This window comes from Nocardioides luteus, from assembly GCF_014648595.1.
GTDB classification, from domain to species: Bacteria; Actinomycetota; Actinomycetes; order Propionibacteriales; family Nocardioidaceae; genus Nocardioides; species Nocardioides luteus.
In genome coordinates, this window is sequence record NZ_BMRK01000029.1 from 35061 (window position 1) to 48205 (window position 13145).

Consider the following 13145-nt stretch of genomic DNA (forward strand, 5'->3'; position numbering starts at 1 on the left):
CCCCGCGACCCGAGCGCGACCACCGAGATGCCGTGGCCGAAGAAGCTGCCCTCGTGGCTGCCCGACGACGCCCGGCCCGGGATGGTCGACGGCGACTACACCCAGCACGTCACCTTCAACGACAACGTCCTGGGCGAGAACATCAAGCTGCTGCTGATGTGCGTCGTCGCCCTCGGCCGCGACGACCTGGTCGAGCCGGTGCGTCGCGCCATGGAGTGCGTACGCCGCATGCAGCAGTCCGCGCCGCAGGCAGGCTGGGGTCTCCAGCACCTCGCCGAGGACCGGGACGGCCGCCCCGCGGGTGCAGTGGCAGCCGGCCGCTCCTACGAGCCGCGCGCGCTGACCACCCACACCACGCAGACCAACGTCGAGCAGCTGTTCACCTACTTCCAGCTCACCGGCGACCGTACGTTCCTCGACGGTGTCCCCGCCGCGCTGGACTGGCTGGCCGGCTGCCGGCTGACCGACCAGCAGCGCGCCGAGAACCCGCTGATCGCCAACCGGACCCACCCGACCTTCGTGGAGCCGGGCACCGACCGGGCGCTCTTCGTGCACCGGTTCGGCTCGAACATCGTCAACGGCGCCTACTACTACGACTACGACCACCACGACACGCTCAGCCACTACTCCGGCGGGCGCTCGGTCTCCGAGGCGAGCCTTCGCGCCGAGTACGACCGGCTGCAGGCGCTCAGCGACGCCGAGGTCGCCGACCTGGTCGCACGGTCACCGCTGACCGAAGGGCCGGCCTACGACCTGCCGCCGTTCTTCTCGCTGCACGACCTCGGCCTGCTCGAGCTGCTCCGTGACACGTCCCACGAGGTGGAGGCGCCGGAGGAGACCGAGGTCGCGGAGGTGATCGCCGACCTGGCGGAGAAGGGCTACTGGCTCTCCGCCGCCGAGGCCGTCACCAACCCGTTCCGCGGCCCGGGCAGCAGGCACCCCTACGACGGGCAGGCCTACATGAGCAAGCACGTCGGGGACCGGTTCGACACCTCGCCGTACCCGTCCGACAACCCGCCCGCGGTGCCTCCCTACGAGCCGGTCGAGCCGCCTCAGCTGATCAACACCTCGACGTTCGTGGAGAACCTCGGGACGCTGATCCGCGCCGAAGCGTCCTGACGGATCGAGCGACGCAACAAGGAGCTGCGGCCCGCGCAGGTGCGGGCCGCAGCTCCCTCATGGGGGTACGGGACTACTTCTGGTGCTCCCCGAGCGGGGTGAAGCAGAACTTGCCGCCGGCCAGGCGTTCCTCGGGCCCCTGCGGGCCGTCGTCGATCGCGTCGCCGAGCAGCTCGGCGGCGAAGACCTCGGAGTCGTCCTGCGGGTGGTAGCCGATGGCCTCACCCTCGGCGAGCGACCACCAGCGGCGGGTGTTGCGGGAGATGCCCCACACGGTCCGGAACCCGGGCTCGGAGGTGGCCAGGCAGGCCTCGAAGAGCCGGGCGCCGTCGTCGGGCGACATCCACGTCCACAGCGAGCGACGGTCCCACGGCTTCTCGAAGCACGAGCCGATCCGCAGGCAGGTGACGTCGATGCCGTAGCGCTCGTGGAAGAGCGAGCCGAGCGCCTCCATCGCCACCTTGCTGACGCCGTAGTAGGTGTCCGGACGGAAGGCGACGTCGGCGGGCAGACCGCCCTCCGGGGCGTCCTCGAGGTCGTAGAAACCGGCGGCGTGGTTGCTCGAGGCGAGCACGACCCGCGCCACCCCGGCGTCGCGCGCCGCCTCCAGGACCACCCGGGTGCCGTCGATGTTGGCCGAGAGGATGCCGTCCCACGGGGCCTCGACGCTGATCCCGCCCAGATGGATGATCGCCTCCACGCCCTCGCAGGCGGCGCGCATCGCGGCCTCGTCGGTCACCGACGCCTCGATGACCTCGACGGCCTCGCCCTCGGCAGGGGCCTCGGGACGTACGACGTCGAGGAGGCGGAGCACCCGCCCCTCACGGGCGAGGCGACTGCGCATCAGCCGCCCCACCCCGCCGCTGGCTCCGGTGATCAGTACGACCTGTGTCATGCCGAACGCAGCTCCTCGACGGCGTCGAGGTACGTCCCGAGCTTGGCGCCGTGCTTGTCGATGACGGACTTGGTGGCCGCACGCCACGGCGCGAGGTCGGTGATCTCGTTGATCTTCACACCCTCGCCGCGGAGCTTCTCCAGGTCGGACTCGACCTGGGCGTCCCACTTCTCGCGCTGGAAGGGGGCGGACTCGTCGGCGGCCTTCTGCAGAGCCTCCTGGTCCTCGGCCGGGAGCCCGGCCCAGACGTCCTTGTTGATCAGCAGCACCTCGGCGACGCGCATGTGGCGGTCGAGCGTGTAGTTCTTCGCCACCTCGTAGTGGGAGGCGGAGTAGTAGGACGGCTCGTTGTTCTCGGCGCCGTCGAGCAGACCGCTCTGCAGCGAGCTGTAGACCTCGCCGTAGTCCATCGGGGTCGGGGAGCCGCCGAGGGCCTTGATGAAGTCGATCTGCACCTGCGACTGCTGGACCCGGATCTTGAGCCCCTTCAGATCGGCGGGAGCCGTGATCGGCTTCTTGGAGGTGTAGAAGCTGCGCGCGCCGGGGTCGTAGTAGCCCAGGCCCTTGAAGCCGGCGCCGTCCACCTCGCCGAGCAGCTTCTTGCCGCTCTCGCTCTCCAGGAAGCGCCACAGGTGGTCGGCGTCGTCGAAGAGGTACGGCAGGCTGAACAGCCCCATCGCCGGCACGAACTCACCCATCGGGGCCGAGCTGATCCGGGTCATCTCGATCGAGCCCATCTGCACCTGCTCGATGGCGTCGGACTCCTCGCCGAGCTGGGCGTTGGCGTAGACCTGGATCTTGATCCGGCCGTCGGTGTACTTCTCGGCCAGCTCGGCGAACTTCTTGTCGCCCAGGGTGGTCGGGTAGTCGTCGGGGTGGGTCTCGGCCAGCTTGAAGGTCTTCGTGCCGCCGCTCTTGGCGCTGCCGGCGAGCGACCCGCCACAGGCGCTGAGCGCGAGGCCGCCGGCCACCGCTGCGGCGCCGAAGGCGCCGGCCTTGAACAGGGAGCGCCGGGCAACCGGCTGGGGGGATGTGGGGTTCACGGTTGGTTCCTTTCAGCGGTGACTTCTTGGGATGACTCTCTGGTGACTCTCTGACTGACTTCTGTGGCGGCTTCTGTGGCGGCTTCTGTGGTGGCTTCTGTGGTGGCTTCTGTGGTGACTCGTCGACCGATCACTGCCCCAGCACGCCCGGGATCGCGAGGGAGAAGAACGGGACGTACGTGATGAGCAGCAGGACGATGAGCATGGGGATGAGGAAGAGGCCGACGGTCTTGATGACCTTCTCGATGGACGTACGTCCGATGGCGGTGCCGACGAAGAGGACGTTGCCGACCGGCGGGGTGATCAGGCCGATCGCCAGGTTGAAGACGAGCATGATCCCGAACTGCACCGGGTCCATCCCGAGGCCGGTGGCGACCGGGAGCAGGATCGGCGTCATGATCACGATCAGCGGCGCCATGTCCATGATCGCCCCGAGGACGAGCAGCAGCAGGTTGATCAGCAGCAGCACCACGACGACGTTGTCGGAGATGCCGAGCAGCGCGTCGGTGGCCAGCGCCGGCACCTGGAGGAAGGCCAGGAAGTAGCCGAAGGCGCCGGCCGCGGCGATGATGAACAGCACCACGCCGAGGGTGCGCAGGCTGCTCTGCAGGATCGGGACCATCGCCTTGAGCGGCAGGTCGCGGTAGACGAAGAAGGTCAGGACGAAGGCGTACAGGCAGGCGATCGCCGCCGACTCGGTCGCGGTGAAGACGCCGCTGAGGATGCCGCCCAGGATGATCACCGGCATCAGCAGGCTGAGCAGCCCGTCGGCGATGATCTTGGGCACGTCCTTGATCGGGACGAGCTCCTCCTTCGGGTAGCCGCGCTTGACCGCCAGGGCGTACGCCATCACCATCAGCGCCGCGCCGAGGAGGATGCCGGGCAGGATGCCGGCGGTGAACAGCGCGCCGATCGAGACCCCGCCGGCGGCCATCGAGTAGATGATCAGGTTGTGGCTCGGCGGGATCATCACCGCCTGGGTCGCGCCGGAGACGGTGACCGCCACGGCATAGTCGGTGTCGTAGCCGCGCTTCTTCATCATCGGGATGGTCACCGAGCCGATCGCGGAGACGTCCGCGACCGACGAGCCGGACAGTGCGCCGAAGAAGGTGCTGGCGCCGATGTTGACCATCCCGAGGCCGCCGCGCACCCAGCCGACGAGCAGCCCGGCCAGGGCGATCAGGCGACGGGAGATGCCGCCGGCGCCCATGATCTCGCCGCCGAGGATGAAGAACGGGATGGCGAGCAGGGCGAACGTGTCGAGGCCGGCGACCATCCGCTGGCCGACGATCGTCAGCGGGAGACCGATGTAGAGGGCCTCGAAGATGGCAGCCAGGGCGAGCGCCAGCGCGACGGGGACGCGGAGCACGACAAGGACGGCGAAGCTGCCGAGCAGGATGGTGATGGCGAGTGGGTCGATAGGCATGGGGGATGGCTCCGTCTATCCGTGCGGCTCAGTCGGTCTCGTCGGACTCGGAGTAGCGCTGGGTGCTGACGCCGAAGGCCTGGAGGATGGTGTAGAGGAGGACCATGACGCCGGCGACCGGCATCATCAGGTAGGAGACGCTGCGGGGGAGACCGGTGCCGGGGAGGGTGGCCATCCGGGCGTCGATGACGAACTGGGTGCCCTGGACGACCAGGAAGAGACCGAAGCCGAGCAGGAGCACCTGGACGAGGCGGCCGATGACCGCCTGGAGCCCGACGGGGAACTTGTCGACCAGGAAGGTCACCGCGATGTGGGCACTCTCGCGGAAGCCGATCGTGGCGCCGAGGAACCCGATCCAGACCAGCAGGATGCGGGCGGACTCCTCGCTCCAGCTGGGGGAGCTGCTCAGCACCTCGCGGCTGAACACCTGCCAGAGCACGATCAGCAGCGTGGCGACCAGGCACAGGATGCAGAGCACCTCGAAGACCGCGTCGACCGCGCGCCAGGTGCGCCGGAAGGGTTCGTTCCCGTCTTTCGTCGCGTCGTTCGGCCCGTCGTTCGTCGCGTCGCTCGCGCTCATGTCCGTCATTCCGTCCTCGCGGCGGTGGTGAGAACCTCGGTCGCCGAGGCGAGCAGGTGCTGCCGGTCCGCGCCCGCGAGCCCGAGGTGATAGAGGTGGATCTGGTCGATCCCGGCATCGACCAACGCCCGCACATGGCCGCCGAAGGCGTCCTCGGTGGTGGGCGGGAGCACGGTGACGTACGCAGCGGCAGCCGCCTTGCCGTCGACCGCCTCGACCAGCCGGCGCCCGGTCTCCACCGAGGCCTCCGTGGTGGGCCAGCAGAAGGAGACGACCAGGTCGACGTCGTCGGCGGTGGTCGGGGTCAGGCCCGGGCTGGCACCGGTCGCCCAGGGGTCGGGCTGGGCGTGCAGGGCGATCTCGGTGGCGCCGGGCGCGGCCTCGCGGACCGCGGCGATCACCCGGCGGCGGAGCTCGTCGGCAGCGGCGTGGCGGGAGGCGAGGATCGTGTGGAGGGCCGCTTGGTCGATCGCCGCTTCGGTGGCCTCGACTCCAGTTGCTCCGCGCAGCGCGGCGACGGTGGTCTCGGGGTCGAGGCCGCGCGCGGCCCAGTCCTCACGGCAGGCGGGGCAGCAGCAGATCGAGAGCAGCTGCTGGGTGGTGTCGTCGTAGGCGCCGTCGGTCTTCTCGTGGTGGCCGCCGTGGCCGAACCCCATCTGGCCGCAGGCCTCCAGGATGACCGTGGAGACCGGGGTGTCGCGGACGGCCTCGGCGGCGAGGGTCTCCGCGTAGCGGCGGACGTCCTCGTGGCGGGCGCACAGGGCGTAGGGATAGGGCTCGTCCCAGCAGCTGACGACGGTGAGCTCGGGGTCGGCCTCGCCGAGGTGGGTGGAGTGGGTGAGCACGATCCAGGCGGCGACCTCGAGGCCGGCGTCGGCCAGGGTGGCGGCGGCCTGGCCGAACGGGTCCGCGGCCGGGGAGCCGTTCTCGGTCACCCAGGTGGCGGCCGGGGGCACCACCCGGGCGCCTTCCCAGGCCTCGGCGCGCACCGGCCGGTAGAGCGCGGCGGTGCGGGCCTCGACGATGCGGTGCTCCGGGTGGAGCGGGGTCGCTGCCCGCGCGGTGTGGTAGGCCGCGGCGAGGGCGACCTTCGTGACGCCGAGCCCGCGGGCCCGGTCAGCGAAGGTGGGATCGCCGACGACGTCCCACGGGTAGGCATAGCCGACGACCGGTATGGTTCCGGTCTCGCCTGCATCGAACTCTGTCACCGGTGGCAGCTCCTGCTCCTCGTTCTGTTCCGGGCCCATTTGTGGCCCCGGTCACAGGAGACTGCCAGGATCGTCGATTCATGTCCAAGCCACATATCGCATAAGGCGATGCCGTGAAGGTATTGAGAACCGGTCACCAACGAGACGTGTTCGGCGTGAACCCCGGCTCGATCGATCGCATGTAGACGGTGTCCTCGCGCCGGCGCACCCCGCAGCTCAGGTACTGCTCGTGCAGCTCGCCCAGCAGGTCACGGTCGAGCTCGATCCCCAGGCCCGGCCCGGTCGGCACCGCGACCGAGCCGTCGACGAAGTCGAGCACCCCGGGGCGTACGACGTCCTGGGTCTTCCACGGGTAGTGGGTGTCGCAGGCGTAGGTCAGGTTGGGGGTCGCGGCGGCGAGGTGGACCATCGCGGCCAGCGAGACGCCGAGATGGGAGTTGCTGTGCATCGACAGGCCCATCCCGAAGGTGTCCGTGATGCCGCCCAAGAGCGCCGAACGGCGCAGCCCACCCCACAGATGGTGGTCGGAGAGCACGATCTGCACCGCGTCGGCCGCGATCGCCGGCTTCAGGTGCTCGAAGGCGATCACGCACATGTTGGTCGCCAGCGGTACGTCGCTGCGGGCCGCGACCTGCGCCATCCCCTCGATCCCGGGGGTGGGGTCCTCGAGATACTCCACGACGCCGACGAGCCGCCGGGCGACCTCGATGGAGGTCTCCGGGGTCCAGGCGCCGTTGGGGTCGAGCCGCAGCGGCAGGTCGGGGAAGGCGTCACGCAGCGCCTCGATGGCGGCGCACTCCTCCTCGGGGACGAAGACCCCGCCCTTCAGCTTGAGCGACCCGAAGCCCCAGCCGTCGACCATCCGCCTGGCCTGGGCGACGATCTGGTCGGGGTCCAGGGCCTCGCCCCAGTCGTCGTCGGACAGCCCCGGGTGGCCGGCCCACTTGTAGAAGAGATAGCCGCTGAACGGCACCCGCTCGCGGACGGCCCCACCGAGCAGGTCGCTCAGCGGCCGGCCGGCCTCGCGGGCGACCAGGTCGAGGCAGGCGACCTCGAAGGGGGAGTAGACGGTGTCGACGGCGGAGTCGACGTCGAGCATGCCGCCGAAGGACGCACCCGCCCCGCCGGTCTCCCGGCCGAGCACGTCGACGACGAGCCGCCGCAGGCCGTGGGTGTCGTACGGGTCGTGCCCGGGCAGTGCCGCAGCGACCGCCTCGAGCCGGGCGAGGTGGGCCTCGTCGGCGTACGTCTCGCCGAGGCCGAGCAGGCCGCTGTCGGTGTGGAGCTCGACGATCGCGCGGAGTGCCCAGGGCTGGTGGACGCCGACGACGTTGAGCAGCGGCGGGTCGGCGAACGCCACCGGCGTGACGACGACCTTCGAGATGCGGCTGGACCCGGCGCTCATGCGGCCGGCTTCACGGCGAGGACGGGCACGGTGGCGTCGAGCAGGATGCGCTGGGCGTCGCTGCCGAGCAGCGCCTTGCCGACCGGGGAGCGGCGGCGCAGCCCGATCACGATCAGCCGGGCGCCGGTCGACTCGACCAGTGCGTCGAAGGTGTCCATGACGTTGGCGCCGTGCAGGGAGCGGTCGACGCGGGCGTCGACCCCGGCCGCGGATGCCCGGGCGACGAGCTCCGCGCCGGCGGGCTCGTCGACGAGGTCGGCGTCCACGGTGGCACCGCGGCGCCCGCTGTTGACGATGACGACGTCGTCGCCGTGGGTCGCCGCCTCGGCGATCCCGGCCTCGAGGGCCGCCTCGCCCTCGGGTGTGGGTACGTAGCCGATCAGGATGGTCATGGTGCGCCTCTTTCGTCGGTCAGCGGTGGCCTGCGGGGACGTGGGGCTCGGAGGTGTCGTCGCTCCCAGTCTTGCGCCGGGCCAGGAGCGCCTTGGCCGCCGGCCAGAGCGCGACCAGCACGAACGCGGCCAGGATGGTGCCCGAGATCGGCCGGGTGAAGAAGCCGGTCGGGTCGCCGTCGAAGATCAGCATCGAGCGGCGGAAGCCGTCCTCGACGATCGATCCGAGCACGAAGGCGAGCACCATCGGCCCGGGTTCGAAGCCGGTCTTCTTCATCAGGTAGCCGATCAGGCCGAAGACGATCATCACAAAGATGTCGAAGGTCGAGTTGTTGATCGTGTAGACGCCCAGGATCGTGATCAGCGCGGTGATCGGGGCCAGGATCGCCGGCCGCACCCGCAGGATCCGCACGAAGATGCCGACCAGCGGGATGCTGAGCGCGAGCAGGATCAGGTTGCCGATGTACATCGAGTTGATGACGCCCCAGAACAGGTCCGGGCGCTCCTCGACCAGCTGCGGGCCGGGGGAGATGCCGAGGATGAGCAGGGCGCCGAAGAGCATCGCCATCGAGGCGTTGGCCGGGATGCCGAGCGTGAGCAGCGGGATGAACGAGGAGGTCGCGGCGGCGTTGTTGGCGGTCTCGGGGGCCGCGACGCCTTCGATGGCTCCGCGCCCGAAGCGCTCGGGCCTCTTCGCGATCCGCTTCTCTGCTGCGTACGCCGCGAGGGAGGACATCACCGCACCGCCGCCGGGCAGCACGCCCAGGACGAAACCGATCACCGAGCCGCGGCCGATGGCGCCCGAGGACTGCTTGAGATCCTTGCGAGAGGGCCAGATGTTGGCGACTGCGGCGGGTACGTGCGGCTTCCCGTGGCGCTCCTCGAGGTTGTAGAGGATCTCGCCGACACCGAAGAGACCCATCGCCACGACCACGAAGTCGATGCCCTCGGTCAGCTGCAGGCTGTCGAAGGTGAAGCGTTCGGCGCCGCTGAAGCTGTCCCGGCCGACGGTCGCCAGCAGCAGGCCGACCGCGGCCGCGATCATCGCCTTGAGCTTGTTGCCGTTCCCGATCGTGGCGACCAGCAGCACCCCGAGCAGGGCGAGGGCCGCGTACTCCGGGTCGCCGAAGCTCAGCGCCCAGCCGGCGATCAGCGGGGCGACCAGGGTGAGGCCGAGGATGGAGACGGTCGCGCCGACGAACGAGCCGATCGCCGCGACGCCGAGGGCGGTGCCGGCCTTGCCCTGCTTCGCGAGGGCGAACCCGTCGAAGACGGTGACGACCGAGGATGCCTCACCCGGCAGCCGGAGGAGCACCGAGGTGATCGTGCCGCCGTACTGCGCGCCGTAGTAGATGCCCGCCAGCATGATGATCGCCGAGACCGGGTCGATGCTGTAGGTGATCGGCAGCAGGATGGCGATCGTGGCCGCCGGCCCGAGGCCGGGGAGCACGCCGATCAGCATGCCGATGAGCACGCCGATCAGGCAGTAGAGCAGGTTCTGCGGTTCGGTGACGAGCCCGAAGCCGTCGAGGAATGCGTTGACGTCCACTGGGATATCCGCTCAGAACAGGTGGGGCAGCGGGATGCGCAGCCCGTAGAGGAACAGGAAGTAGAAGACGGCGACGGTGACCACGGAGGTGATGGCCGTGCTGCGCCAGGACTCGCCGCCGAGGAACCTCAGCCACACCACGCAGAGCAGCAGCGCCGGGATCTCGAAGCCGATCACCGGCATCAGCAGAGCCAGCCCGATGAAGGTGACCAGACCGATCGCGGGGAGCAGGCTGGAGCGGCTGAACCGTTCGCTGTCCTCCAGTCGGCGGCCGGCGACGAGGAGCCCGACCGACATCAGGGTGATGGCGATGCAGACCACGAACGGCCACATCCCCGCGCCGGGTCGGCGCAGCGTACCCAGGCCGTAGCCGTAGGCGAGGAGCGCGCCGCCGACGCCGACGACGAGAGCGACGAGCGCACCCACGACCTGGTAGGACGGTCCGCCCGACGGGGGACGCTCCTCCTCCAGGTCCTGGGCCACCTCGGCCTGGATCTCGGCCAGGATGTCCTGGTCAGGTGACGGGGTACGTTCGTCGCTCATCGTCATGCCTTCGGGGTCGGGCTTTCGTGTGTGGGGCCTTCGTGCGTCGGGGACTCAGCTCGCACCGAGGTCGAGGTCGTACTCCGCGACCAGGTCGGCGAAGCGCTTCTTGTCCTTCTCGAGCTGGGTGACGACCTCGTCGCCCGGGATCTCCATCGGGGTGAGGCTGTTCTGCTTGTTGAAGTCCTGGTACGCCTTCGTCTCGAACGTCGCCTGCATCGCCTCGGCGATCGCGTCCTTGACGTCGTCGGGGGTGCCCTTCGGGACGGTCATGAAGCGGTACTGCGCGACCTCGACGTCCAGTCCCTGCTCCTTCGCGGTCGGTACGTCCGGCAGGTAGTCGACCCGCTCGGGGCCGAAGACGCTGAGCGGCGTCAGCTTGCCCGACTCGATGTTCTCGATCGCCTCGCCGACCTGGAGGCAGGCGGTGTCGACCTGGTTGCCGAGCACCGCGGTCAGCGCCGGGGCGCCGCCGTCGAACGGCACCGCCTCGGCCTCGACGCCGGCCGAGCCGTAGGTCAGACCGCAGGAGAGCTGGGCACCGGTGCCGACTCCGGTGGTGCCGTAGGTGACCTTCTTCTTCGCGGACTTGATGTCGTCGAGGGATGTGAAGCCGCTCTTCGGGCCGGTGACCATCACGTAGTCGTCGCGGGAGACGCCCTGTACGACGTCGAAGTCGCCGAGGTCGGTCACCTCGTCCTCGCTGACCGCGAGGGGAGTGATCGCGAAGAGGGACGCGTTCTGGATCGCGATGGTCTGGCCGTCGGCCTTCGCCTTGGCGACCTTGTTGGCGGCGAGCGCGCCGTTGGCGCCCTCCTGGTTGATCACCGGGAAGGAGGCGCCGAGCTCGTCGGAGAGGCCCTTGGAGACCGCGCGGCTGATCAGGTCGCTGGACCCTCCGGCCGAGGCGCCGACGTACATCTCGACGTTGCCGGCCGGATACTCCTCGCCGTCGCCACCGCCTCCGGCGGTGTTGGAGACACCGCAGGCGGAGAGGGCCAGGGCCGCGACGCCGGCGGTCGCGGCGAGAAGGTGGGTGGTCGTACGCATCGTTGCTCCTAGGTCCTGGTGGCCGTGTGACCACCGACACTAGGAGTGACCGGCGATACCGGTCCAAGCCCGTTTCAGCATGGAGTGTTCCACCTCGTGCATCGTGGTCTACCCTGGCCGAATGATCACGCTCGACCAGGTGCGTTCATTCGTCGCGGTCGCCGAGGAGCTGCATTTCGGCCGCGCGGCCGAGCGGCTGCAGATGACCCAGCCGCCGCTGTCGCGACAGATCCAGAAGCTGGAGAAGGCCGTCGGCGCGCAGCTGCTCGAGCGCGACAACCGCCGCGTCGCGCTGACTGGTGCGGGGTCGGCCTTCCTCGACGAGGCCTACCGCATGCTCAACCTGGTCGAGAGCGCCGGCGACCTGGCCCGCCGGGTCGACGCGGGCGCCGCGGGTGTGGTCCGACTGGGCTTCACGGCCGTCTCGGCGATCTCCATCCTCGGCCCTCTTCTCCGCCGTCTCACGGTGGAGCTGCCCGACGTCGAGGTACGCCTCTCCGAGCGCGTCACCCTCGCCCAGGTCGACGGCATCCGCCACGGCGAGCTCGACATCGGCCTCGCCCGCCCACCCTTCGACACCGAGCTCCTCTCCTCCCGCGTCGTCTCCCGCGAGCCTCTGATGGCCGTGTTGCCGGAGGGACATCCGCTGGGAGACCTGGACCGGCCGCTCACCCCGCAAGATTTCGAGGGTCAGCCCGTCATCGGCTACCACCCCCAGCAGTCCCGCTACTTCCACGAGCTCTCCGTACGCTTCCTCGCCAACGCCCACCCCCGCATCGAGCAACGCGTACACCAGGTCCTCACCGCCATGCTCCTCGTCTCCGCCGAGCGCGGCGTAGGCTTCGTCCCCACCTCAGCCCGCTCCCTCCACGTAGAGAACGTCGTCTTCCGCCCCCTGGAGCACGGCGGCGGCGACACCCGCCTCGACAAAGACCCGGAGCGCCCCGTAGAGCTCCACGCTATCTGGGCCCGCGGCTCCGTAAGCCCAGTCGTACGCCGCGTGCTCGACGTGATCATGGAGATGAACCGCTAGGCACCCGGTGGTCGAGCTTGTCGAGACCACCTCGCGAGCGAACATCGATCAGCGACTGTGATTTTCGTTCCCAGGTTCGCCGCCGACCCGATCTCTCAGTGTTTCTCGATCACGCGCCGCGTCAAGGACGGGCTTCGCCCGCCGCTTGCGCGGTGGCCTTCGGCCATCCTTGACCCGGCACCCGATCGAAAAAAGGATTCCGCCAATATCGGGGCGGCGGCGAGGGGTGTGGCGCGGGCGAATGAGTCTTCGAAAGAGCCGACGTCGAGCCAGGGCAGGGACCCCTCGCCTCCGCTGGTCGAGCCGCCGGAGCCGCTAGGCGTAGGCGTGTCGACACCAACACAGTCGTGCACTGATCGCTCGCGTCGCTACTGAAGCACCGACGGTCACCACCGGTAGTCAAGCTTGTCGAGATCCGGCGTCCCGGTGGTCGAGCTTGTCGAGACCACCCTCTACGGAACATCGGTCTAGGGGCGCAACAGACTGGGCCGGCGTTGCTCGACGAGGGGTCTCGACAAGCTCGACCACCGGTAGCGCAGGGCGGGGTCAGATATCGGCGCGTCGGCTGAACCGAATCTGCCCGTCAGGAAGCCGGTCATAGGTGTAGTTCGGATCGTGGATCCGATGATGGTCACTCGGACACAGCAGGACCATGTTTGCGAGGTCTGTTGTGCCGCCTTCGCCCCAGGGTTTGAGGTGGTGGGCTTCGGTCCAGGCGGCTGGTGCGTCGCAGTCTTCTGCTTGGCAGCACTTGTCTCGTAGGCGGAGTGCGCGGTGTTGGATCGGGTGCGCCAGCCGGGCGGTGCGGCCGAGGTCGAGAATCTCGGAGTCCGTTCCGAGGACCACTGGCACCAGGTCGGCGTTGCACGCCATCCTGCGGGCCTCAGCGGCGGTGATCTTCT

Annotated in this window: 13 protein-coding genes; 2 read left to right on the forward strand and 11 right to left on the reverse strand. The window is 69.5% G+C overall.

Annotated elements, in window-relative coordinates; genetic code table 11:
- Window positions 1–1119, forward strand: a 1119-nt coding sequence (locus IEY81_RS22590; RefSeq protein WP_229788093.1) for a hypothetical protein, incomplete at its 5' end; no start/stop codon positions are given.
- A 73-nt stretch (window positions 1120–1192) separates the two neighbouring features.
- Here IEY81_RS22590 and IEY81_RS22595 read toward each other — a convergent pair.
- The 10 genes from IEY81_RS22595 to IEY81_RS22640 form a co-directional block, all read right to left on the reverse strand.
- Window positions 1193–2014 carry an NAD-dependent epimerase/dehydratase family protein gene (locus IEY81_RS22595; RefSeq protein ID WP_189120753.1) on the reverse strand — a complete coding sequence of 274 codons (822 nt, stop codon included), beginning with the start codon at window positions 2012–2014 and terminating at the stop codon, window positions 1193–1195.
- Window positions 2011–3057, reverse strand: coding sequence for a TRAP transporter substrate-binding protein (locus IEY81_RS22600; protein ID WP_189120754.1), 1047 nt, complete (start codon window positions 3055–3057; stop codon window positions 2011–2013). Before IEY81_RS22600 ends, IEY81_RS22595 begins: the two co-directional genes overlap by 4 nt.
- A gap of 130 nt (window positions 3058–3187) precedes the next feature.
- Window positions 3188–4483: a TRAP transporter large permease gene (locus IEY81_RS22605; protein WP_189120755.1), complete on the reverse strand. Its 1296-nt coding sequence runs from the start codon at window positions 4481–4483 to the stop codon at window positions 3188–3190.
- 28 nt (window positions 4484–4511) lie between these two features.
- Entirely contained in the window at window positions 4512–5063 is a 552-nt protein-coding gene (locus IEY81_RS22610) for a TRAP transporter small permease (RefSeq protein ID WP_189120756.1), read from the reverse strand.
- 5 nt (window positions 5064–5068) lie between these two features.
- Window positions 5069–6271, reverse strand: coding sequence for a hypothetical protein (locus IEY81_RS22615; protein ID WP_229788094.1), 1203 nt, complete (start codon window positions 6269–6271; stop codon window positions 5069–5071).
- A gap of 133 nt (window positions 6272–6404) precedes the next feature.
- On the reverse strand, window positions 6405–7676 hold the full coding sequence (locus tag IEY81_RS22620) for a glucarate dehydratase family protein (RefSeq protein WP_189120757.1): 1272 nt from the start codon (window positions 7674–7676) through the stop codon (window positions 6405–6407).
- A complete protein-coding gene (locus tag IEY81_RS22625; protein ID WP_189120758.1) occupies window positions 7673–8068 on the reverse strand; it encodes a universal stress protein in 396 nt (131 codons plus the stop codon). The genes IEY81_RS22620 and IEY81_RS22625 overlap by 4 nt, the downstream gene beginning before the upstream one ends.
- A gap of 19 nt (window positions 8069–8087) precedes the next feature.
- Window positions 8088–9617 carry a tripartite tricarboxylate transporter permease gene (locus IEY81_RS22630; RefSeq protein ID WP_189120759.1) on the reverse strand — a complete coding sequence of 510 codons (1530 nt, stop codon included), beginning with the start codon at window positions 9615–9617 and terminating at the stop codon, window positions 8088–8090.
- 12 nt (window positions 9618–9629) lie between these two features.
- On the reverse strand, window positions 9630–10160 hold the full coding sequence (locus IEY81_RS22635) for a tripartite tricarboxylate transporter TctB family protein (protein ID WP_229788095.1): 531 nt from the start codon (window positions 10158–10160) through the stop codon (window positions 9630–9632).
- 54 nt (window positions 10161–10214) lie between these two features.
- A complete protein-coding gene (locus IEY81_RS22640) occupies window positions 10215–11210 on the reverse strand; it encodes a tripartite tricarboxylate transporter substrate binding protein (protein ID WP_189120761.1) in 996 nt (331 codons plus the stop codon).
- Window positions 11211–11331: 121 nt separating this feature from the next.
- Here IEY81_RS22640 and IEY81_RS22645 point away from each other — a divergent pair, with 121 nt between their 5' ends.
- The gene (locus IEY81_RS22645; RefSeq protein ID WP_189120762.1) at window positions 11332–12243 is read left to right on the forward strand and encodes a LysR substrate-binding domain-containing protein; all 912 of its coding nucleotides are present in this window, start codon (window positions 11332–11334) and stop codon (window positions 12241–12243) included.
- A gap of 546 nt (window positions 12244–12789) precedes the next feature.
- Here IEY81_RS22645 and IEY81_RS22650 read toward each other — a convergent pair.
- Window positions 12790–13145 (reverse strand): HNH endonuclease signature motif containing protein (locus IEY81_RS22650; RefSeq protein WP_189120763.1); only part of this gene is annotated, 356 nt, incomplete at its 5' end.